This window comes from Flavobacterium sp. PS2, from assembly GCF_046250155.1.
GTDB lineage: Bacteria > Bacteroidota > Bacteroidia > Flavobacteriales > Flavobacteriaceae > Flavobacterium.
This window is the reverse complement of the sequence record NZ_CP176426.1, coordinates 3,197,508-3,220,253: the sequence shown is the minus strand read 5'-3', so window position 1 is coordinate 3,220,253 and position 22,746 is coordinate 3,197,508. Positions and strand designations below refer to the sequence as shown.

Annotated in this window: 22 protein-coding genes; all 22 read right to left on the bottom strand. The window is 29.0% G+C overall.

Going from position 1 to position 22,746, the window contains the following annotated elements:
- Window positions 1–36: 36 nt before the first annotated feature.
- Complete coding sequence (locus tag ACJ6WR_RS14015; RefSeq protein WP_240474653.1) at window positions 37–1,113, bottom strand: glycosyltransferase family 4 protein; 1,077 nt, start codon at window positions 1,111–1,113, stop codon at window positions 37–39.
- Window positions 1,106–2,500, bottom strand: coding sequence for a hypothetical protein (locus ACJ6WR_RS14010; protein ID WP_409415553.1), 1,395 nt, complete (start codon window positions 2,498–2,500; stop codon window positions 1,106–1,108). Before ACJ6WR_RS14010 ends, ACJ6WR_RS14015 begins: the two co-directional genes overlap by 8 nt.
- Window positions 2,501–2,509: 9 nt before the next feature.
- Window positions 2,510–3,346 (bottom strand): GNAT family N-acetyltransferase, encoded by an 837-nt coding sequence (locus ACJ6WR_RS14005; RefSeq protein ID WP_409415552.1) that lies wholly within the window; start codon window positions 3,344–3,346, stop codon window positions 2,510–2,512.
- On the bottom strand, window positions 3,343–4,122 hold the full coding sequence (locus tag ACJ6WR_RS14000) for a polysaccharide deacetylase family protein (protein ID WP_409415551.1): 780 nt from the start codon (window positions 4,120–4,122) through the stop codon (window positions 3,343–3,345). Before ACJ6WR_RS14000 ends, ACJ6WR_RS14005 begins: the two co-directional genes overlap by 4 nt.
- Before the next feature lie 140 nt (window positions 4,123–4,262).
- Entirely contained in the window at window positions 4,263–5,387 is a 1,125-nt protein-coding gene (gene neuC, locus ACJ6WR_RS13995) for a UDP-N-acetylglucosamine 2-epimerase (protein WP_409415550.1), read from the bottom strand.
- 4 nt (window positions 5,388–5,391) lie between these two features.
- Window positions 5,392–6,432, bottom strand: a complete 1,041-nt coding sequence (locus ACJ6WR_RS13990; RefSeq protein WP_409415549.1) for an N-acetylneuraminate synthase family protein — start codon at window positions 6,430–6,432, stop codon at window positions 5,392–5,394.
- A 14-nt stretch (window positions 6,433–6,446) separates the two neighbouring features.
- Complete coding sequence (locus tag ACJ6WR_RS13985) at window positions 6,447–7,118, bottom strand: cytidylyltransferase domain-containing protein (RefSeq protein WP_409415548.1); 672 nt, start codon at window positions 7,116–7,118, stop codon at window positions 6,447–6,449.
- A 1-nt stretch (window position 7,119) separates the two neighbouring features.
- Window positions 7,120–8,004, bottom strand: a complete 885-nt coding sequence (locus ACJ6WR_RS13980; protein WP_409415547.1) for a glycosyltransferase family 2 protein — start codon at window positions 8,002–8,004, stop codon at window positions 7,120–7,122.
- Between the two features lie 13 nt (window positions 8,005–8,017).
- Window positions 8,018–9,085, bottom strand: coding sequence for an acyltransferase family protein (locus ACJ6WR_RS13975; RefSeq protein ID WP_409415546.1), 1,068 nt, complete (start codon window positions 9,083–9,085; stop codon window positions 8,018–8,020).
- Window positions 9,086–10,096 carry a glycosyltransferase family 2 protein gene (locus ACJ6WR_RS13970; protein ID WP_052259358.1) on the bottom strand — a complete coding sequence of 337 codons (1,011 nt, stop codon included), beginning with the start codon at window positions 10,094–10,096 and terminating at the stop codon, window positions 9,086–9,088.
- Window positions 10,093–10,995: a beta-1,6-N-acetylglucosaminyltransferase gene (locus tag ACJ6WR_RS13965; protein WP_039111691.1), complete on the bottom strand. Its 903-nt coding sequence runs from the start codon at window positions 10,993–10,995 to the stop codon at window positions 10,093–10,095. The genes ACJ6WR_RS13970 and ACJ6WR_RS13965 overlap by 4 nt, the downstream gene beginning before the upstream one ends.
- Complete coding sequence (locus ACJ6WR_RS13960) at window positions 10,995–12,140, bottom strand: glycosyltransferase (protein ID WP_409415545.1); 1,146 nt, start codon at window positions 12,138–12,140, stop codon at window positions 10,995–10,997. The genes ACJ6WR_RS13965 and ACJ6WR_RS13960 overlap by 1 nt, the downstream gene beginning before the upstream one ends.
- Window positions 12,141–12,947, bottom strand: a complete 807-nt coding sequence (locus ACJ6WR_RS13955) for a glycosyltransferase family A protein (protein WP_052259360.1) — start codon at window positions 12,945–12,947, stop codon at window positions 12,141–12,143.
- A gap of 3 nt (window positions 12,948–12,950) precedes the next feature.
- Window positions 12,951–13,898, bottom strand: coding sequence for a glycosyltransferase family 2 protein (locus tag ACJ6WR_RS13950; protein ID WP_052259361.1), 948 nt, complete (start codon window positions 13,896–13,898; stop codon window positions 12,951–12,953).
- Entirely contained in the window at window positions 13,895–15,022 is a 1,128-nt protein-coding gene (locus tag ACJ6WR_RS13945; protein ID WP_039111692.1) for a glycoside hydrolase family 99-like domain-containing protein, read from the bottom strand. The genes ACJ6WR_RS13950 and ACJ6WR_RS13945 overlap by 4 nt, the downstream gene beginning before the upstream one ends.
- Window positions 15,009–15,926, bottom strand: coding sequence for a glycosyltransferase (locus tag ACJ6WR_RS13940; RefSeq protein ID WP_052259362.1), 918 nt, complete (start codon window positions 15,924–15,926; stop codon window positions 15,009–15,011). Before ACJ6WR_RS13940 ends, ACJ6WR_RS13945 begins: the two co-directional genes overlap by 14 nt.
- A 27-nt stretch (window positions 15,927–15,953) precedes the next feature.
- A complete protein-coding gene (locus ACJ6WR_RS13935; RefSeq protein ID WP_039111694.1) occupies window positions 15,954–17,228 on the bottom strand; it encodes an ABC transporter ATP-binding protein in 1,275 nt (424 codons plus the stop codon).
- A 49-nt stretch (window positions 17,229–17,277) separates the two neighbouring features.
- A complete protein-coding gene (locus ACJ6WR_RS13930) occupies window positions 17,278–18,147 on the bottom strand; it encodes an ABC transporter permease (protein ID WP_409415544.1) in 870 nt (289 codons plus the stop codon).
- Window positions 18,148–18,366: 219 nt separating this feature from the next.
- On the bottom strand, window positions 18,367–20,271 hold the full coding sequence (locus ACJ6WR_RS13925; protein ID WP_409417932.1) for a polysaccharide biosynthesis protein: 1,905 nt from the start codon (window positions 20,269–20,271) through the stop codon (window positions 18,367–18,369).
- A 128-nt stretch (window positions 20,272–20,399) separates the two neighbouring features.
- Entirely contained in the window at window positions 20,400–21,284 is an 885-nt protein-coding gene (rfbA, locus tag ACJ6WR_RS13920; RefSeq protein WP_409415543.1) for a glucose-1-phosphate thymidylyltransferase RfbA, read from the bottom strand.
- A gap of 42 nt (window positions 21,285–21,326) precedes the next feature.
- On the bottom strand, window positions 21,327–22,178 hold the full coding sequence (gene rfbD / locus ACJ6WR_RS13915; protein ID WP_409415542.1) for a dTDP-4-dehydrorhamnose reductase: 852 nt from the start codon (window positions 22,176–22,178) through the stop codon (window positions 21,327–21,329).
- Window positions 22,178–22,726, bottom strand: coding sequence for a dTDP-4-dehydrorhamnose 3,5-epimerase (rfbC, locus tag ACJ6WR_RS13910; RefSeq protein ID WP_409415541.1), 549 nt, complete (start codon window positions 22,724–22,726; stop codon window positions 22,178–22,180). The genes rfbD and rfbC overlap by 1 nt, the downstream gene beginning before the upstream one ends.
- Window positions 22,727–22,746 lie beyond the last annotated feature (20 nt).

Here is a 22,746-nt window from a genome sequence, read left to right as displayed (position 1 = left end):
TATGGGATTTATGAAATTTTAAATTTAATGAATATACTACATAAGTAGTTTAAAATGATTTTCTACCATTTTCGGCAAAGAAAAGAAATTGGAAATTAATTCCCTTGTATTAACTGATATCTTTTTGTTTCCTAAATAAATATCTTCTAGAATTGTAGCTAAAGCATTTATATTTTTTGCTTCAAAAATATATCCGTTTTCACCAGAAATAATTACTTCAGTATTTCCTCCTACATTTGTTGTAATTACAGGAACATTTGCTGCAAGACTTTCTAAAATAGATAAACTAAAACATTCCATATGTGTAGGCTGCAGCATATAATCGTATTGCGAAAAAATTTCATTTAAATTGGATTTACTTCCCTTAAAAACAAAACACTTTTCTAGACTATATTTTTCAATTTTATTAATTAGTACTTTTCTATATGGCCCATCTCCATAAATAGTTATTACAATTTGATCTTTTATTTTAATAGGAAGAAGATTTATTGCTTCAATTAAATCTTGAATTCCTTTAGACTCTCTAAGATGCGAAGCCACCAAGAAACTTGGCTTTATGATTTCTCTTTTATCTCTCGTTAAAATTGCATCTAAAATAACACCATTGTAAATGGTAACAGTTTTAGGTTTTAAATGAGAACCAAAATCTCTCAAAATTTCATTTACAGTATAATTTGATACTCCGACAAAAACATCAATATATCTCGAAAATAAAATTCCTTTTAGTGTTTTATTTATTTTCTTCTTGAATGCATATCCGCTTAATGGTCTCGGGTTATGATCTACCGCAATTATTTTAGCTTTTGATATTTTTTTTATTTTATAGAATAAAGGGGTACATAATTCTACAAAATGTGTAATAATATGTGTGTACTCTTCTCTATTTTGATTATAAAAAGACAGGAAATAATTTTCAACATTTTCTGTTTTACTACTGTAAATAGACAAATCCGAATAACTTCCGTGACTAGATTTGTTAGGAAAAAACCAATCAACTTCAATATTATCCTCTTTACACTTTTTATCAAACTCCCAGAAAAAATAATCCATACCTCCAACTCTTTCAGGAAGTAATTCATAATTGCAGAGAACTGCTATTTTTGTCTTAATCATTGAATGATAATAACGTTGTGGCAATGCGTTTACTAGTATTTTTTAATTCTCTTCCTATTTGTAGTCGAAGAAAGCTTACTCTTTGTTCTTGTTTATTATCTTTTCCTTCAAGAATAAAATTAACTGCATCTAAATATTCATTTTCATTTTTGACAATATTAGTTGAATCGGAATCAACTAATTTTGATAAATGTTTATATTTCAAAAATTTTTGATCATCGAACCAACCGTTTTTATCCATTCCAAAAACAGGATTTATAACTGGTTTATCAAAAATAAAAGCATCTAAAGTGATTGTTGACAGGACATTTATACACAAATCACAATATTTTAATAACGCTTTTAAATCATTCAAATCCTCAACAGTTGGCACTCTTTGCGTCCAAGCTTCCTGATGTCCTTCTCTGCTAATATTCCAGTCAGGAAAGTTCCAAATAATAAAAGGGAACTTTTTAATTAAATTCTCAAATCTTATAGGTTCTTCAGCTGGGGATGTTCTAACTATTAGATTAACTTTTTTTACAAGTCTTTCTTCTGAAATAAATTTTGCTAGTAACTCTAAATAGATTGGGTCATTTTCACTACTTGTATCATTACAAGTAAAAAATATAATTGGATAATTATTATCAATTTTAAACTTTCCTAAAAAATCCTCTTTACCATATCCAAATTCATTACTTGAATAAGGCTCAAATTGTGGAGTTCCTACCACTTTTATTTGCTTTTCTTTTACAGATTGATAAAAAGTAAGTAATTCTTGTTTCATCAAATGACTCCAAACCAAATAAAAATCAAAAACACCTGCCATTCTACCTTTCGAAGCTAAATTATCCCAACTAAAAATAAAAGCTGAAGTCTTAATTTTTAATTTTTCTGCGGCATAAATAAGTGGGGCGATAAATGGTGGACGCTGATGTGTAAAAAATAACGTAGAAATGTTATCCTCTTTTAAAAGATTTAAATATTCTTTGGTTATTAAATCGTTTTTAAACGTTTGTTGTTGTAAACGATTATAGATCCAAATCAATTTCTCTGAATAAAATAATTTGGAACATTTATGAATAGTTCTTGTTGCAAATCCTCTCGGATTTTTTGCTTTCGATTTAGTGCTGCTTAAATTGTCTTCGATACCAAAATTGCCTTTTGCATGTAATTGCAAATGGGTAACTTCTTTAGCTTTTCTAAAAAACCACGTATAAAAAGACTCCTCAAAAACCCTTAATTCTATAATTTTACACTCTAAATTGAAATCACTATAAACTGTTTTTGGCAAACATGAATAAATAATTACTTCATCAAAATTAACTTTTGCTTCCTTAATAAAATCGGTTAATATAAAATTACGAAATCCAACACCATCTGTAATAACAACCCCTAAATTCTTCATAAAAAACTCTTATTTTAGACTTCCAATTCTTCCATGATCAGAATAGGATCTATGCACTACAAAATTATTATCTAAAGGCTTTTCTGAAAGAAATGTAATATCACAAAATCTATCTTTCTCTACAGGATTCAATCGCCATGGAATAGTACTTTTATAATCCAAAACCCAACCATTTTTTTCTAAATCTTTAGATTTTAAGTCATTCCACGAAGAAATATAATCCATCCATATATAACCTAATTGCCATGCTTGCTCTTCTAACAGTTGCAGATTTTGGATATCTACAATCCTTAATCCTCCTACATTTTCCTGACTTACCGCCCTAGAACCATCATTTAAAACAATTCCTTTTATGGATGGTTGACAAAAATAATGAGTGTCTTTTTTTATCAAAGATTCTATTTCAATATCTATAGGAACACAAACATTGGCAAAATCTTTATTCTCAATACTTGGATTAATTTTTACATAACGTACCAAATCATAATAACGAATCCAACGCATATTTTTGTAAAGCCCTAATCCCGCTTCATTTGCTGCTGTTGCGGCCAACGGATAATAATTACGGGCCAATTCATACAGTTTTCCTAGAATACCTTTTCCTCTGCATTCCTCATTAAGATATACATTAATAATCCAAGCAAGACCACCTCCAAAATTTGCTCCTACATGACCAACAACTTCACCTTTTTCGTTTAAACATATAAATGAACGACCATGTTTTGAATCTCCATATTGCCATTCCCAAAAAAATTTATCGTGTAGCGGATGATTTTCTCTATATATAATTTTGAAAAAAGATTCTAAATTTCCCCAATCGTTTATAGTTGCTTCTCTAGTAATCATAACTTTTCTTTATAATTTTTACCTCCTACCAAATCATTACAATCAAATCTATTTAATAACAAATGATTACTGGTTGCTGCATTTATTCCTCTATTTGTTGTAAAACCTAATTTGTATCCTGCTTTTTTAGCTATCTCGGCAACTTCATCTGTACAAGTTTCAGGGGTTCCGTAAGGGTATGAAACTAAATCTAATTTTGAACCTATTAGTCCTTCAAAAAATGTTTTAGTATTTTCAAGTTCAAATTTAATTTTTTCAGTATCTAATAAACCTAATGGATAATGACTGTGTGTATGGCTTCCCAAATACCCCAATTTCGCAAGTTCTTTTAAATTTTCTTCACTCATATAAAGTGATTCTAGAACACTACTTTCTTCAAAATGCAAATCAAACATTTTTTTTACAATCCCTTCTTGCTGTTTGAAATTTAGTTTGAAATTTAAAATATACTTTAAAACTGCACTATTTTCATCGTCATATCTATAAATTTCTTTTGCTTTCTTTTTTTCTAGATCTGAAAAATCAACTTTTTCAATTTTTAAAATTTTCTCTAAAAATTCAGTTGTAGAGATAATCGATCTTAATAAATGAATTTTATGAACTGTACTTACTTTTTTATCTTCAAAATTTAATGAATTAGCAAAAAAAATGGCTGGAATATTAAGTTCATCCAAAATTGGCAAGGCCAAGTCAAATTGCTCTTTTAAACCATCATCAAAAGTTATTAGTAAAATATTTTCTTTAGATTTTAATACCTCATCAATATTACTTACCAAATTGTTTGGGCTCATAAAATCTCCTTGTTTTTTTAGCAACATTAATTGTTGTTGAAACTCTTTAGGAGTAAGTCCAAATATACTGGGATAATTAGTCTTAAACTTATTTCGTATATAATGATAATTACTAACTGTAAGCATTATTTAATATCTCTAAATTGTTTTTGATGATTGAGTTGCCAAATATCATCTTTTTTAAGACATTCTAGAAATAATTGATTACTATTTCCTTGTCCAAAATCATCTTCGATATTTTGAATTTTATGTGAATCAATAATCGAAAGCGCTCCTTTAATTTCATTTTCAGAATAATCAATATTAATTATATCCGCATGAACAGCTCTATTCTGCTGACGTGTTCCGATATTAATAATCGGAATTCCATAATATGGAGCTTCTCTAATCCCTGCACTACTATTACCTATGATAAATTGGCTATTTTTTAATAATGTCAAAAAATACTCGAATCTTAGTGATGGAAAAATTCTGAATCTTTCGTTTCCTTTCAATCTTTCATATTCTTCAAGGATAAATTGGCTTCCTAAATCATTGTTCGGAAAAATCACGACATAATTATGATTGTCTTCCAGTAATGAAGTCACAAAGTTTTTTACATATTGCTCCATTTCCTTAATTTCGGTTGTGACCGGATGAAACATAACTATTGCATATTTTTCAAAATCAATTTTATAATATGCCTTTGCAGTTATTAATTCTGGTAACTGATCTGAAAACATAATATCAACATCTGGGGAACCAATTGTAAATATTGATTCTTTTATTTCTCCCATTTGTATCAATCTTTTCTGCGCTTGTTTGTTGGATACAAAATGTATATGACTTAATTTACTTACGCTATGGCGAATTAATTCGTCAACAGTACCCGAAACTTCCCCGCCTTCTATATGTGCAACTAAAATATTATTGAGAGATCCTACGATAGCACCTGCCAATGTTTCGACTCTATCTCCATGTACGACAATCATATCTGGATTTACATCCTTACAATAAGCAGATAACCCTTCAATGGTTTTAGCCAGAGTTAAATCCATTGTTGTTTCATGAGTATGATTCTTGAAAGTATGGATATTTTTAAAATCACATCTCTCTATTTCAATTAGTGTGTAACCATAAACTTCTTGTAAATGCATTCCGGTCACAAAAATATATACTTCGAAATTTTGTTGCTTTTCAAGTGCTTGAATTAATGATTTTATTTTACTAAAATCGGCACGAGTTCCTGTAAGAAATAGAATTTTTTTCATTGAATTATTCAAAATCTGAAAAATCTAATTGTTCATCATTCTCTATGTTTCTCAAAGCAATTTTTCCTATCAAGTCATTAAAATGTTCTGCTAAGATCTTTCCCGTTCCTGGGCGCTTTACCCAAATATTATCTTTGGTTAATTTCTCTCCTTTTTTTATTGGGGCAATAGCGCAAACAGTTGCAAATGCAAAATCGATTGTTACTTGTTCTTCAAATGCTGGCTTTTTTGTTCCTCCTCGCATCAAAGCAATTTCCGCAGATGAAATAATTAATTCCTGACACGCTTTTTCGTCCATACTACAAACAATATCTGGACCAGTACGTTGCATATGGTCTGTAAAATGACGTTCTAAAATACTTGCACCAAGGGCAACGGCTCCTAAGCAGGCATTATTATTTAAGGTGTGATCGCTTAAACCAAAAACTTTATCTGGAAAAGCTTCATGCAATTCTACCATTGCTCCAAAACGCACCAAATGAATTGGAGTTGGATACAAATTTGTAGTATGCAAAAGCGCTACTGGAATATTGTGTTTATCAAAAATAGCAACAGCTTTTTGAACACTTTCTATAGTATTCATTCCTGTACTTAAAATTACAGGTTTACCAAAAGATGCAACATGCTCTAGCAATGGATAATTGTTACATTCTCCTGAACCAATTTTATAAGCTGGGATATCAAATTTCTTCAACCTATTAGCTGCGGCACGAGAAAATGGGGTCGAAATAAAAATCATCCCTTTACTTTCTACATACTTTTTAAGTTCTAATTCATCTTCTTCATTCAGCGAGCATCGCTCCATGATTTCATAAATAGAAACATCTGCATTACCAGGAATTACTTTTTTAGCAGCTCCACTCATTTCATCTTCGACAATGTGCGTTTGATGCTTTACTACCTCAACTCCTGCAAGTTTTGCTGCATCAACCATCTCTTTAGCTACTTGTAAAGAACCTTCGTGATTTATTCCGATTTCAGCAATGACTAAAGGCGGAAAATCTAACCCAATTTTACGTCCAGCAATTTCTATATATGGATTCATGAATAAGTTATGAATTATAATTTTATATGTTTATTGTATAAGTATTCGGCGTAACCAAAATCTTCTTGAGTATCAATATCAATATTAGCAAAAATATGATCTATTTCGATAGGAAGTGCCTCTTCAGAAATAATTATATTCTCTAGAATTAATCTCGCTTTTGTGATATAAAGTAATCCATTTTCAAAAAAAAGTGGATCAATATCTTGACTTCGTTGGCCTATTTTGTAATTATAAGGTACAAATTTGTTATCTGCTATCTTTCCTAATTTATTATGATTTCTTGAAACAGTAAACAAACTATTGCAATTTTGTTTTTTATAAATTTTATATGTTTCTTTTAATAAATCTTCCGGACGAAGTGGATTAGTTGGTTGAAGTAAAATTACATTTTCAACATCGGCAGAATCAATATTCTCTAAAACATGTTTTAGTGCCGTAATAGTAGGCTCAAAATCTCCCGAAATAGCTTCAGGTCTATCTATTACTCTAGCTCCAAATTCTAAAGCAACTTGTTTGATTTCTAGATCGTTTGTAGAAACATAAACTTCATCGATAATTTCGCTATTTGCTTTAGCATACAAAATACTATGTGCTAACAAAGGAATTCCACCTATTAATTTTGTATTTTTTTGTGGTAATCGTTTGGATCCTCCACGTGCTGGAATTATAGCAATGCTTTTCATCTTAAAATTTTAAACTTGATAGTTTTCTCATTTTTACAATCACATTTTTATCAATAGGATTTCGGTATTTTAAAATTTTAGGAATATGGATTGATACCACAAAAATAGTTTTAAAATATATTTTACAATACCCAAAATCACTTAAAGCATACTTTTTTAAATTATGCCAATATAATTTTAGGATACTCATTAAAGGGAAAGGGTAATAGACCAAGAAATAATACGTTGCATTTTTTAATTGTCTTCCAAATCTAAAATAATTCTGCTTTACTAATTTTCTTTGTTCTCTGTTAACCCTATGATTTACTTTAATTTCATTAGAATATAATATATCAAATCCTTTTGCTAAAACTTCAATAGATAAACAAGACTCTTCGCCATAAATATCAATCCATACGGGAAAACCATTAGTTTGATTATAAACAGACTTTCGAATAGCAAATCCACAACCAATAAACTCTGAAGAAAGAAATTCTTTTTTCTCACTTTCAGCTTCCTTTAGTGCTTCAATATCGGACGGATAAATTCCTTTTATTTCTTCTAATGCAATAATCCCTACATTTGGATATTTTTTAAATAAAGTTTCAATTTTAAATAAAAAATCTTCGTTTAATGGATGCGCATCATCATCTAAACCAATCAAGATTTCAGAAACTGCTAATGGATAAATTCGATGTCTGGCTGCCGAAGCTCCAATCGATTTCGGAGAAACAAACCATCTCACCCAAGTTAATTCATTTTGCAAACCTACTGAATCATCTGTACATCCATCTAGAAAAACTAAGACCTCAACTTGAGTCTTATCAATTAATGAGTCTAGAATATGTAGCGTTTTGAATAAATCTTCTCTACGATTTTTTGAAACTATAAGAATTGAAGCTTCCATTCTTTTTTAAAATTTATCTGATTTTTTTTAACAACAAAACAATCCTTTCCTCTATATATTTAGTAAAAAAAACACTGAAGATTATTAATATTAACATGTAGAATATTGGTGCTAAGAAAGGTAAAAAACTAAATTCTATACCATTGTTATGAATCAAAAAAACACCTATATTTTCATGAATCAGATAAAGAAAATAAGACGATACTCCAATACTATTTAATATTTTATTATTTAAAAATGAAATTCGTTTAGGAGAATAGATCATCAATAGAAACATAAAGATAAAGAAGAGGATAAGCATTAACTTTTTGAAATCCTGGCAATTGCTAATAACTAATAAAAATGTAAAAAACAAAAATGTACTTTTTTCCCAAATTGAATTTTTAATTTGTTTTAGATTATTTTCATAAAATATATAAAGTATGGATCCCAAACAAAAAAAAGGCAATGCATCTGCCAAATTAAAAATTGACCTAAAAGCCTTCAACTTTAGAATTACAGCATTATTGACATATATATGTGACAAGAAGAAATTTGAAGCTATTAATAATCCTGCCATTATAAAAAAATAAGAATAAAATTTTCGCTGATAAAAAAAATACAAGAACGATGCCAACACATAAAACTGAATTTCGACCCAAAGGCTCCAGTAAGACCCGCTAATATAATCCAAATCTATCTTATGTCTGATTAATGATGTAATTAAATCTGGTTGCAAAAAAGTTATACTGGCTAGAATATTTTTAAAATAATGACTTGTTGGGAATAAAAAAGTATTGTCAAATAAATTAAAAAAAATATATGTCAATAATGAAGCAAAGAGCATTGATGGGAACAATCTGATAAATCTATTTATCCAAAATTGTCTTAATGTTTTTGTTTTATTCAGCGTAAAAAAGATAACAAAACCACTTATCATAAAGAAAAAATGTACACCAAACTTACCTAGTCTAAAAAAGTCATATCTATCTTGATAAGGATATAAATTTGTCCAACGGGAGAAAAAATGAAAAAAAATCACCATAATAATGGCAATTGCTCTAAAACTATCTAAAAGTACGATTCTATTATTTTGTTCCATTTAATTAAGCTGGCTTTTAATCAATCTTATTGTCCCAATAAACTTCACTTTAGTTATTATGATAACCCAAGTTTTCAGATTATATTTACTAACTCTTGATCGTTTCCAAAAGTTAAGAATCTTACGAGCCAACATATAACTAAACATTCTTTTCTCTTGTTTTTTTAAATCTTTAGCATGATTATCAAATAACCTATTAAAGGAACTAATCAAAATTTCTAACTTAGTTTCAAAATTCTCATTAATATTTTCATTTGTACTGTAATAATATTCAAACACTTGCTCCGGGGATAAATCAATATCAAAAGTTTTCCAATAATTTGAAATAATAGCAGACCGCTCTTTCAAATGCAATATTTTATTCTTTAATAATCGATGATTACTATTATTAACAATTCTATATTTCATAAGAAAATTAGACAAATTATATATTTCACCTTTTTTAGAGGTTCTAATCCATAAATCCCAATCTTCACAAGTTTTTATATCTTCATCATATCTTAAATTATTAGAAATAAAAAAATCACTTCTTAAAATAACAGAGGAATGTCCAAAAGAAGCCCCAAATAATAGATATAGTTTCAAATAATCATCACCATAGGGATATTTCCATCCTGAAGAAAGATTTTCAGCCATGTCTTTGAGCCAATATCCTTGAGTTCCACATAACATTATAGATTTGTTTTCTTCAAGAAAATCTATCTGTTTTTGAAATCTTTCCGGAAAAGCCCAATCGTCAGCATCCATTCTTGCAATAAATTGATAACTTCGTAAAAGTTCTTCCAGACCTTTGTTTAACGTCTTTGATATGCCAAGATTTTGATTATTCTTTCTATAAAAAATACGTTTGTCGCTATAGCTTTCAACTATTTCTTTTGAATTGTCTATAGAACAATCATCATATATATACAAATCGAAATCTAAATAGGTTTGATTTAAAATAGAACTGATACTTTCGTCTAAATATTTGGCCGAATTGTATGTAGGTAATAAAACTGCTAACTTTTTCATCTACCTAATTCTTTTATGACTCTAGCAATAGTTTTATGATTTACATTAGGATCAAACTTTCTTGCAAATAAGAAATCCTCTTTATTAAAATCTAGATCCTCAATTTCAAGATATTTTGGACTAGCATCTACACCATTAAAATTAACTAAATGCGTTTTTATATTATCGACTGGAAATTGTTTTAGTACATCAAAATTTAAAATTAAGGTTGAAAAATACAATTCATCAGGTGCCAATACGTACTTAAATATAGAATTAAATTTATGATTATCATTACTCTTTTCTAGAACGAATGCAACCATATCCTCATTCAATATCATCCATTGACTTGCACCATAAATATTAAAATCAGGAAATTGTTGCATGAATCGATTTAGAGGAAGTAAAAATTTTAAACCTATCTTCTTTATAATTCTGTTTATCCAATAATTCAATTTTGAATATTTTTTATATTGAAAAAAATATAAATTTTCAAATCTGAATAAACCTCCTCCCCACCATTTGCTATAAGGCAATTTCCAGTAATTCAAAAACGAAGTTTCTGTCTTTGTTTTTAAAAAATCATGAATAAAATCATTCTTTTTTAGTGGTAAATCTTCACCTGACAGCATAATGAAATGATATTTTGCGCTCTTAAAATTTGTATTTATAAAGTTTTGAACTTCTTTCATCCCATTTAAGGATGCCTGAACTAAACTATATTTTCCCCAAGTACATGATACCCTGTTTTTTACAAAATGACAAGATGAATTATCAATTAAACTTTTATACTCATTCTGATTCACTTTTTTATCTAAATGAATAAAAAACAATGATTTATTATCTTCTAATAGTGAAATTAAATCTTTGATTTGAGATGGATTTTTATGCGCTAAAATAAAGTAAACTTTTATATACATTATAAATCACTTAATATGGTCTGTAATTTATTTGCAAAATCGAGTGCTGGATTTTCAGAAATTTGACTTATAATTTCTTCCCTTGCTTTAATACCCATTTTTTCCCAATTCTTTCTTTGCTGCCAGGCACGTTCTAAAGCTTCATCTACATATTCCGGTCTGGGCGCTACTGCAATGAATCCTGTTTCATTATCTATTACAAGTTCTTTGCTCCCACTTACGTTCGTTACGATTACAAATCGCTTACAAAGCATTGCTTCAACTATTACAATTGGTAATCCTTCAAATCGAGAGGTTAAAATTAAGCCTTGATTAGTTCTCCAAATTTCTTCTGTTGCGGTATGAGAATGAATAATTGTTTTTTTTAATTGATACATTTCAATTAAATCTTTCAAATTTTCTACATCATTTCCCTCTCCATAAAAATTCACAACTAGATTCCTATTCTTCCACTTTTCATTTGAGAGAACTTGCAATAAAACATCTTGCCCTTTAGCATAAAAATCATATCGTCCAACAAAAGCCAAGTGAAAATTATCTGATTCGGGGAAATTTAAATCAATTTTAAAAGAAACATTAAAAGGGTTACGGACAATTTCTGTATTGTTTAAAATATTGCCTAGTTGATTTTGAGTTACCAAGAGATTATCCTGACTCACAAAATAGTTTTTGATACTATTTGCAAACCCCAATTGCATTTTTTTTCTTAATTCAACATTTGGCCACATCCCCTCATTTACTGCATGAGATATCGTCACGTAATTTATATTGTTTTGCAAAGCAAATAACATAGAATCAACTCCATTAAAATTAAATCCTTGATTAATGACAATTAAATCAGGTTTAAAATCGGTAATAAATGCTTGTCTTAAGTTGGGAGATTTGAATCTTTTACTATAAGATAAAAACCTATTTGCAATTCGCTTAAAAAATGATAAACTATCAATCGTGGAAGTATTAATTATTATCTTCCCTTCTTCCTGTAAATTTAAAATTTCATTAGGAACTTTTAATTTAGCATGTAAGCAAATTGCTACATTGTAATTAAAGTTTGCTAACTCTAAAATAGTTTTAAACCAAAGTAATTCACTACCTCCCCAAGAAATGTTTTCTGTAAGAAAAACTATTTTTTTAGAATAACTCATTTAGAAATGTAATTTTCGTTTTACTTTTTTGACGATTGTTTTTATCAAAAAAGCAAATGACGGCTCTTCTTTAAGTCTCTGATTATCAATAACAAATTCCCTAAAAAGACCTAAATGTTTTAATTCCTTTTTATTAAAAATGTAATCTAACAAAACCTTTCTTTTCTTCCAGGCATCTGCCAGCATAGAATTATCCCTCACTCTGTAATCAAAAAATATTTCATTTACATATTCAAATTTACAACCTGCATTTCCCATACGAAGCCACATGTCCCAATCTTCAAAACCCATTACTGGCATATTTTCGTCATAACCTCCTAATCTCTCCCAAGCAGACTTTCTAAATCCAGCACATGCATCTATATAATTATTGAGAAGCATTTCTGGAAAATAAAAAGGTTTAGATTTCCAAATAGTAGTTTTATTACCGAAATTTTGAGCATTGCCATGAATAACATGTATATTTTTATTATTATCTAAAACACTTATTGTTTGCCCAATAAATTCAGGTCTTAATTTATTATCAGCATCTAATGGAATAATGTATTCCCCTTTGGCTTGTTTAATTCCGTTATTTCTTGCCTTAGCCAAGCCTAAGTTAGATTGATTTATATATTGAATTGTTTTATCATTTAAAACAATACTTTCTAAAATAGTATTTGTTTTTGTATCAGTTGAACCATCATTAACCAAAATGATTTCATAATCATCCCGATTTGGGTATTCTTTTATACTATCAATAGCTTCCTCAAGATATTCACCAAGATTATAACAGGTTATGATTATTGAAACTAAAGGTTTCTTCATGATTTAGAAATTATTAAATTGAGTTTTAAAATAATTGTACCCAATACCTTTTAAGTTATAAAATTTAAAAAAATGATAAGTCAATACAATCATACCGCAAAAAATATTCTTTTTTGAAAGTATTCTTTTTTCAATTCCAAGTTTACAAAATTTAAAATACTGACCAATCGAACCACTTTTTAAAATCACATTATTTATTATTTGCTTATAATATAAAATTGAATTTATATCATTACAGTCTAAATGATTTTCAAAAAAGACATAATTATTTTTCAAATTGTTTATTATATCAATCCTAATTTCTTCCTTAAGCCTATAAAAACAGTCTGGCTGTTCAAAGTTTGTGAATTTTAATTTATATCCCTTTTTTAAACTCCGTAAATGTAATTCTGGATCCTCATACATGAAAAGATTTTCATTAAAACCTTGTAAGTCCAATAGAACATTTTTTTTCCATAAAGGACATGTTACTACAAATGGATGATTTCCTTTTGAAAATTGATTTCTACAGTATCCATTTTCATCCTCATAAGCACCAAACCCATAATCAAATACTGGCGCCTGATTATAACCGAAGGTTTGCATTTTAAAAATCCAAAAATCATACTCTTTATTTTGCAAAGCAAATTGAATTCTATTTTCTAAGCAAGTTGTTGCAAGTAAATCATCTGAATCAAGAAATATAACATAATCTCCACATGCCTGTAATAGTCCAAAATTTCGACAAGAGGATGGCCCTTTCTTTTTATTATCTGGTCGAGAAAAACATAAAAAACGAGAGTCTAAATCTAAATATTTCTGGATTATTTCGACAGAATCATCTGTACTACCATCATCTATAATAATACATTGCCAATTGAAATATGTTTGAGCTAATACGCTATCGAGAGCTTCATTTATCAAATGGGCTCTGTTATATGTTGGGATTATTATAGAAATTAGTGGCTTCATTTCATTCCCATCTTAATTTTTTCAACCACTTCTAACCATTTTAATCCATATTTGCTATCTGGTTCTAAATAGTTTCCCTCAGCCCACTCATTCCATGATTTCACTACAATAAACTGAGGATTAGATTTGTAACGATTTATTCTTTTTACCGCATTATCCAAGTGAGTATACCAAGATTGTGGGTTTGCATTTTTAAAAATTAATGATTTTTTCCCACTACGGGCAGAATTATCCCAATTTGGAAAAACACATTGAATATATTTTTTATGTGGAAAATCAATATTTAATTTTTTTATACCTTTTGAATAATCTAATATTAAAGGTTTAAGTCTTTTTCCTACTTCATTTGTATAACCTATTTTTAATAAAACTTTATTCTCTATTTTACCTAAAAGAGATTGTCTATTAAAAAATGTCTTTTGTTGATATCGTATTTCATTAAACACATCTAAACCTACTACACCCTGGATATTACTATTATCTATTACATTTTTCGAATTTATACTTCCTGTAGAAATAAAGTAAATACCATCAAAACCATTTTTATTTGCTAGTTTTTTAAATGTTTCAAAAAAAACATCCAAATTAGATATTTCATCTAATCTATAAATATGAAACATTGGCTTATTATCAACTTTAATATATCTAGTATCCTTAAAAAAGGGCAATAAATAATTGAAATAATCTATATAATCTGATTCCCCATTATATGTTTGTTCAATTAAAACATCTGGATTGTCTAAACCGTGCCAAATGCCTTTCCAAGTTTCGTTTGCCCAACAAAAACAGAAAGGTAAATCTATTTTTTTATTGTTCAACATAGTTTCAGCTGGTTTCTCTAATAACATTTTACTATTTCCAAACCAATATTGGTAATATATAAAACCATCAATCCCATGATCTTTTGCTAATTGAGCTTGTTTTTCTTGAATTTCAGATACTCTTAAATCATAGAAGCCCAGTTCTCCCGGCAAAATAGGTTGATTGTGACCTCTGAACAAAGGTTTAGCTTTAGTTACATTTGTCCATTCTGTAAAACCTTTCCCCCACCACTTATCATTCTCTGGAATAGGATGATATTGAGGAAGATAATAAGCTAAGAATTGTATTTTATTTTGAGACATATCTTAAACTAGATATTTTCCTTTTGATTAATAAAAAAATTGGCGGAATTAATAATTTTACAATTTTAATAAATCTTTTTTTTGTTGAAGAATTTATTTTTTGCTTACTTTCTACATCATCATTTAATTTTAATGAATCAAACAATGTCTTTAACATAATCGATTTCACTTTATCATTTTTACAATACGATAAAATCAATAATAAAGTTCTATTCCATTTTTTGAATTTTTGAGAATATGTTAATTTTGAATAAAATCCACTTTCAAATCTATAAATTGCCATTTTTTCATTTAAACATTTTATTTTTCCATATTCTGCAAGCATAATATATAAAAAATAATCGCCAATAGGTGATAACTGAAATTCAAATGAGAATTCTTCAATTATATTTCTAAAAACTACAGATGGAGTATGAATGCAATTTCCTGATTCAGCTAAATCTTCAATTGTTTCATAATTTTCTGGCACTTTAGTTATAAAATCATCTACAATTTGTCCATCAGTTTTCAAAATATTGATTTCATGAAAGCAAAGTACGTACTCAATATTTTTTTCAAGAAAATTAACTTGCTTCTGCAGTTTTAATGGATCTGTCCAATAATCATCACCCTCACATAAAGCTATATATTTTCCATCACATTGATTGTAAGCAAAGACGCCATTTGCCTGCATTCCAATATTTTTTTCATGCCTAAAATATTTAATTTTATGACCTTGGGGGTGAGTTTTTATAATATTTTCAATTATTTCAGGAGTTCTATCAGGAGAACAATCATCCGCGATGATTAATTCAAAATTGAAATCAGTTTTCTGCATTAGTACACCTTCTATGGCTTCTTTTATATAAAGTTCATGCATATACGTAATCATATTAACTGACACCGTAACATTTTTATTTCCCATTAAATAAAATAATTTTTAAATAACATTTTAACTGTTTTTAATTCTCCATTCAAATTTTGGCTTAATGTAACCTGGCTCTCTCCCCATATAAACTCCTAATTCTCTACCACCATCTATCACAGTAAATGAAATAATATCTTTTTCTACAAAAACTGCTTCTCTATTATCTTTAACAAAAAAAAATGATAAAAAATATTGACCTGATTGAAAAAATGAGGAAGGAAATGTACATGTTAATTCATTATTTCCATATTTTAAAGCGTTTTTTTCTTTTCCATTAGAAAAAGAAAAAAGAGCTTCTCCCATTTCATTATACAAATGATATGTTAAATGATATCTATCCGCTTTATTATCTTTTAAAATTATTTTAGTATTTAATTCTATCTCATTACTCTCAGAAAGTGCTTCATTAAAATTTTTTCCTATAGTGTTTATTGAAATTTTTTCTAATCTAAATTCCTTAGTATCATAATCATCTCCAAACTTTTTTTGATTCAGAATTTCAGAATCTCCACCTAAATAATAACTAATAGCGCGCTCAATATCACTAATCAACTTTACTTTACCATGCTCCAAAACAATTCCTCTTGTGCATAAACTCTTAACTGCTGCCATATTATGACTTACAAATAAAACTGTACGTCCCTCACCTTTAGAAATATCTTGCATTTTACCAATAGCTTTTTTCTGAAATTCAGCATCACCAACTGCAAGAACCTCATCAATAACCAAAATTTCGGGTTCTAAAAAGGCCGCTACTGCAAAAGCCAAACGCACTGTCATACCACTACTATACCTTTTAACTGGCGTGTCAATATATCGTTCACATCCTGAAAATTCAATAATTTCGTCAAGCTTTGAAGAGATTTCTTTTTTGGTCATTCCGAGAATTGCACCGTTTAAAAATATATTTTCTCGTCCTGTCATTTCACCATTAAATCCTGTACCTACTTCAAGCAGCGAAGCAATACGCCCACGAGATTTTATACTTCCTGTTGTTGGACCTGTTACTTTTGAAAGTATTTTTAAAAGTGTCGATTTTCCTGCTCCATTTTTTCCTATAATCCCAAGAACCTCTCCTCTCTCAACTTCAAAATTAACATCTTGTAAAGCCCAAACATAGTCCGAGTTACCTTTTATTGAACGATCATTTGTTTCGCCTATTTTCAGATATGGGTCTTCTTTTCCTCGAATCTTATGCCACCAACGGTTAACATCATGACTTAAGGTTCCGGTACCTACTTGTCCTAAGCGGTATTGTTTAGAAATGTTTTCGGCTTTTAATATTATATCTTTTTTCAATGGTAAATCTAAAATGGTAAATGAAGTAAACAGTTATAAATATTCAATTCTAAACAGTATCTATAAAACTTTTTTCAGTTTTATTAAAAACTAAAAGTCCAATAAAAAATACTACGATAGTGACAGTCAAAGTGAAGGATAATCCTAATATTGAAACTTCTCCCACATTTAAAAGCATATAACGTGCTGTTTCTATTATATAAGCCAATGGATTGTATTCGACTAGCCAACCATAACCTGGTAATTTATCTTTAATTAAATTCATTGGGTACATTACTGCAGACAAATACATTAATAGCTGTATTCCGAAGCCTATTAAATGACTAAAATCACGATATTTTGTGACCATTGCCGAAATTAACATTCCAAATCCTAACCCTAATACCCCCATTATAATAATCAAAAATGGAAAAAATAAAACTAAGCTATTTAAGCTCAGATCAGCACCCTGAAAATAATAGAAAATATAGAAACCTATAAAAATAAAAAATTGAATTCCAAATTTTACAAGATTCGAAATAACAACAGATAAAGGAGTAATTATTCTGGGGAAATAGACTTTCCCAAATATACTAGCGTTAGCTCTAAAAGTATCCGAAGTTCCATTAAGGCAAGCTGTAAAATAATTCCAAACGGTTATTCCTGCCAAATTAAACAAAAATGGAGGAACAGTACCTGTATCAATTCCAGCTACATTATTAAATATTATTGTAAATGTTACAGAAGTAAATAATGGTTGGATTAAATACCAAAGCGGTCCTAAGATAGTCTGCTTATATACAGTAATAACATCTCGTTTAACAAAAAGTAACAATAAATCTCTGTATTGCCAAACTTCTTTCAGGTTTAAAGAGAAGAATCTATTTTTAGGTGTTATTTCAAACAACCAAGGAGTTGAAGCGTTTTCTGGTTTATTCATCGACATTTTAAAAATTCTACTTCTGAAATAAGTTACTATTACTTCATATTACAGACTAAAAAAGTATGGTATTAATTAGGGCAAATGTAACAATTAAAATAAATTATCAACATTATGGATACATTTCTATTCTAAATAATAGAAACAAAAAAGGTGCTTTTATTAAAAAACACCTTATTGTAAGAAATTAAAGCGTGAATATCTTCACACTCATTACATCTATTTATCAAGAATCTCAAAACTAGAATTCATACTTTTAAATTCTGGTACAATTTTTTTCATTTTTGCAACAATATCGTCATTATCAAAAAATTTAGATATTCCTATCAACTCATCAATTTCTATATGTAAACTTTCATATTCATCCTGAATTTCTTCAGCAATCATAATTTTATTATGATAAGTAGGTAATGTTTTTGAAGTATCATTTAATAATTCTTCAAATAGCTTTTCACCTGGTCTAAGTCCAACTATCTGAATTTTAATTTCTTTTTCTGGAATAAATCCTGCTAATTTTATCATTTTTCTAGCCAAATCTATAATTCGAACAGGTTTTCCCATGTCAAAAATATAGATTTCACCTCCATTGCCCATCGCACCCGCTTCAAGTACTAATTGACATGCCTCAGGAATGGTCATAAAGTACCTAATAATATCAGGATGTGTTATAGTTAGTGGTCCTCCTTCTGCAATTTGCTTTGTAAATAAAGGAACTACAGATCCATTAGAACCTAATACATTTCCAAAACGAGTTGTGATAAACTTTGTTGTATCATTTCCTTTTTCTTTTTGATTTTTTAAATGTAAAGACTGCACATATTTTTCAGCAATGCGCTTACTAGCACCCATAACGTTACTAGGATTAACGGCCTTATCTGTAGAAACCATTACAAATTTCTTTACTTTATATTTACAGGCTAAATCTGCTAGATTTTTAGTTCCCTCAATATTTGTTAAAATAGCTTGAGATGGATTTCCTTCCATCAATGGAACATGCTTGTATGCAGCAGCGTGGAAAACCACTTGCGGTCCGAAAACTTTAAAAACTCTCTCCATTGCCTCTTTACTCTTCACATCTGCAATTACAGCATGAATTTTTGAATCAGAAACCATATTTTGAGTTTCTAAACAAAGGCTATGCAGTGGTGTTTCTGCCTGGTCTAATAAAATTACATTTTTAGGATTAAATCCTATTACCTGTCTTACTATTTCACTTCCGATAGACCCTGCAGCTCCAGTAATTAAAATAGTTTTATCTTTTAACTGTTTAGATATTGATTTACTATCCAATACTATTGGTTTTCTTTCCAATAAATCTTCAATTTGAATATTTTTTACTTTTTGAGAAATTTCTTTTTGATTTTCCCAATCCGAAATTAATGGTACAGTATATACTCTATAATTGAACTCTAAACATTGATCAACAATAATTAATTGTTCATCTTTTGACAAACTTTTGTCTGCAATAATAACTCCTTCGGCCGCAACTGAACGCATTAATGCAGGTAATCTTTTCTTTTGAATCAATATTGGTAAATCCAACATTCTCTTTGAAGCATTTTGATTATTCTTATCTACAAAACCTACAATTTTAAAACGAGAAGGTGTTTCAAACTTTAATGCATTAGCAACAGAAATTGCATTAGCATCAGTTCCATAGATAATAGTTCTAATTAATTTAGTATTGTTTTTTTCAGCAAAATAAAGCTCAAATGTTTGCTTTACAACTACTCGATATAAAAACAATCCACAGAATGAAAGCACAATGTTTATAAAAAGAGCAGTATTCAAAAATGCCTTATCGCCATGATATAATTCAAATACAAAATTGAAGAACAAGAAAACTACCAACACTGACATTTGCGAAAATAGTAATTTGATTGCGTCAATATACGATGAGTGCCTAATTATGCCTGAATATGTCCTAAATAACCAAAAGAAAAAAATGTTAACGCCCAAAAGTGACCCAACAAAATAAAACTCATGGTGCGTTATAATATATCCTAAACCAGTACCCTTAAATAACAAATAAGTAAAAGTAAAAGAGAAAATCAATACCATAACATCCATTAAAACTATAATCCACCTAGGTAAATAACTCAGGTTATGAATATTAAGTCTCATGTTAGCTATCGAAAAATACTTAGCAAATAAAATTGCAAAAGTGATTGGTTTATTATTCAAATTAATTGGTCTTAAAATTATAGAGTCCGATAATAATTACAAAAATACGAAATAATGGATTCAAAAAATTAAATTTTAACGCCTGCCTTTTTTTGTTTCAAAAAATCTAGCAAATATGCCCCATAACCAGATTTAACTAATGGTAGAGCTAATTCCTCAAGTTGATTATCACTTATAAATCCTTGCCTCCAAGCAATTTCTTCTATACAACCTACTTTTAGTCCTTGACGTTCCTCTAACACCTGTACAAATTGACCAGCTTGCATCAAACTATTAAAAGTTCCAGTATCAAGCCAAGCTGTACCTCTACTTAGGATTCCTACTTTTAAAGCTTCTTTAGAAAGATATACTTTATTTACATCTGTAATTTCGTATTCTCCACGCGCACTTGGCTCGATATTTTTGGCTATTTCCACAACTGAATTATCATAAAAATACAATCCAGGAACAGCGTAATGAGATTTAGGATTCTTTGGTTTTTCTTCTATTGAAATAGCTTTTAAATTTTCGTCAAATTCTACTACTCCATAACGTTCTGGATCCGAAACATGGTATGCGAAAACCACTCCTCCTTCAGGTTTTGTATTTGAGCGTAATAACTCTTGCATATTGGCTCCAAAAAATATATTATCACCTAAAATCAAAGCTACATCGTCATCTCCAATAAACTCTTCTCCAATAACAAAAGCCTGTGCTAATCCATTTGGAATAGCCTGTTCTGCATAGCTAAATTTACATCCTAAATTTACTCCATCTCCTAATAATTTTTTAAAATTTGGCAAATCATGTGGTGTCGAAATAATCAATATTTCATTTATTCCCGCCATCATCAAAGTTGATAATGGATAATAAATCATTGGCTTATCATAAACTGGCATCATTTGCTTGCTCATTGCAAGAGTTAATGGGTGCAATCTTGTACCTGAACCTCCTGCTAAAATAATTCCTTTCATTTGTCTAGATTATATCTATTTATACTAATAAAAATTCAGCAACTATAATTGTGCCATCATTTTTTTTAAACTCTCTTTATAATTTGGAACGTCCACTCCATAGATTCTCTTAACCTTACTTTTATCTAATAAAGAAAAGGAAGGACGTTTTGCTGGGGTTGGATATGCCGAGGAAGGAATACCTTCAATTTCACACTCATATCCACCGACATCTTTTATAGTCAATGCAAATTCATACCAACTAATTTCTCCTTCATTCGAAAAATTATAAATTCCTGAAGTCCATTTATCTGATAAAATAATTTCAATCATAATCAGTGCTAAATCGGCAGCATAAGTAGGTGACCCTATTTGGTCATTGACTACACTAATCAAATCCCTCTCCAACATTAATCTTTGCATTGTTTTTACAAAATTATTACCAAATTTACTATAAACCCATGATGTTCTGATAATAATTGAATTTGGATTCCCTTGCAAACAAGCTAATTCTCCTAATCTTTTAGTTTCTCCATACACATTGATCGGATTTGTTAAAGCATCTTCATCCAAAGCTACTGATGATGACCCATCAAAAACATAGTCCGTAGATATATGAATTAATTTCACTCCATTTTTAATTGAATATTTTGCTATTATGTCTACTGCTAAGTGATTAACAATATTTGCCAATTCTTTTTCAGTTTCTGCTTTATCAACTGCAGTATAAGCAGCACAATTTAAAATAATAGTCGGTTGCAATTCTTCTAATTGCGTTTGTAATAAATTTAAATCATCGAGAGTTATCTGACTTCTGTCTGCAAAAATCCATTTATTTTGAGGATAATTTGAAGATAAAATAAATAATTCTGACCCTAATTGTCCGTTTGCCCCTGTTACAAGAATCTTCTCCATTAAAATAAACTGTTACAATTCTCGATAAAAGAAAGAACCTGATCTTTTTCAGAAACTATCGCTTCCTCTAAATTCATTCCCCAATCAATATTTAAGGATGGGTCATCAAATTTAATACCTCCTTCTGAGTCTTTATTATAAAATTGATCGCATTTATACATAACTGACGCTGTCTCACTAATAACCGAAAAACCATGTGCAAAACCTTGAGGAACTAATAATTGTTTTTTATTTTCCGCAGATAATAAAATACTAAATGACTTACCATAAGTGGACGAATCTTTTCTTAAATCTACAGCAACATCAATAATCTCACCTTCTAAAACACGTATAAGTTTAGTTTGTGCAAATGGTGGGTTTTGATAATGTAAACCTCTTAAAGTACCTTTTTTTGAAAAAGATTGATTATCTTGAACAAATTCAATATTTATCCCTAAATCTTCAAATTTAGTTTTGCTATATGATTCAAAAAAATAACCTCTCTCATCTCCAAATACAGTTGGTTCTATAATTACTAAATCTTTTATAAATGTTTCTTCAATTTTCATATTAAAATATAATTCTTGTT

Bases quoted from the DNA above. Each gene is read 5' to 3' on its own strand.
- rfbA (WP_409415543.1), bottom strand. From the start codon at position 21,284: ATGAAAGGAATTATTTTAGCAGGAGGTTCAGGTACAAGATTGCACCCA.
- ACJ6WR_RS13930 (WP_409415544.1), bottom strand. From the start codon at position 18,147: ATGAATAAACCAGAAAACGCTTCAACTCCTTGGTTGTTTGAAATAACA.
- ACJ6WR_RS13985 (WP_409415548.1), bottom strand. From the start codon at position 7,118: ATGAAAAGCATTGCTATAATTCCAGCACGTGGAGGATCCAAACGATTA.
- ACJ6WR_RS13950 (WP_052259361.1), bottom strand. From the start codon at position 13,898: ATGAAGCCACTAATTTCTATAATAATCCCAACATATAACAGAGCCCAT.
- ACJ6WR_RS14010 (WP_409415553.1), bottom strand. From the start codon at position 2,500: ATGAAGAATTTAGGGGTTGTTATTACAGATGGTGTTGGATTTCGTAAT.
- neuC (WP_409415550.1), bottom strand. From the start codon at position 5,387: ATGAAAAAAATTCTATTTCTTACAGGAACTCGTGCCGATTTTAGTAAA.
- ACJ6WR_RS13925 (WP_409417932.1), bottom strand. From the start codon at position 20,271: ATGAGACTTAATATTCATAACCTGAGTTATTTACCTAGGTGGATTATA.
- ACJ6WR_RS13945 (WP_039111692.1), bottom strand. From the start codon at position 15,022: ATGTCTCAAAATAAAATACAATTCTTAGCTTATTATCTTCCTCAATAT.
- ACJ6WR_RS13980 (WP_409415547.1), bottom strand. From the start codon at position 8,004: ATGGAAGCTTCAATTCTTATAGTTTCAAAAAATCGTAGAGAAGATTTA.
- ACJ6WR_RS13970 (WP_052259358.1), bottom strand. From the start codon at position 10,096: ATGAAAAAGTTAGCAGTTTTATTACCTACATACAATTCGGCCAAATAT.
- rfbD (WP_409415542.1), bottom strand. From the start codon at position 22,178: ATGGAGAAGATTCTTGTAACAGGGGCAAACGGACAATTAGGGTCAGAA.
- ACJ6WR_RS14005 (WP_409415552.1), bottom strand. From the start codon at position 3,346: ATGATTACTAGAGAAGCAACTATAAACGATTGGGGAAATTTAGAATCT.
- ACJ6WR_RS13965 (WP_039111691.1), bottom strand. From the start codon at position 10,995: ATGTATATAAAAGTTTACTTTATTTTAGCGCATAAAAATCCATCTCAA.
- ACJ6WR_RS13975 (WP_409415546.1), bottom strand. From the start codon at position 9,085: ATGGAACAAAATAATAGAATCGTACTTTTAGATAGTTTTAGAGCAATT.
- ACJ6WR_RS13940 (WP_052259362.1), bottom strand. From the start codon at position 15,926: ATGGGAAATAAAAATGTTACGGTGTCAGTTAATATGATTACGTATATG.
- ACJ6WR_RS13990 (WP_409415549.1), bottom strand. From the start codon at position 6,432: ATGAATCCATATATAGAAATTGCTGGACGTAAAATTGGGTTAGATTTT.
- ACJ6WR_RS14015 (WP_240474653.1), bottom strand. From the start codon at position 1,113: ATGATTAAGACAAAAATAGCAGTTCTCTGCAATTATGAATTACTTCCT.
- ACJ6WR_RS13955 (WP_052259360.1), bottom strand. From the start codon at position 12,947: ATGAAGAAACCTTTAGTTTCAATAATCATAACCTGTTATAATCTTGGT.
- rfbC (WP_409415541.1), bottom strand. From the start codon at position 22,726: ATGAAAATTGAAGAAACATTTATAAAAGATTTAGTAATTATAGAACCA.
- ACJ6WR_RS13960 (WP_409415545.1), bottom strand. From the start codon at position 12,140: ATGAGTTATTCTAAAAAAATAGTTTTTCTTACAGAAAACATTTCTTGG.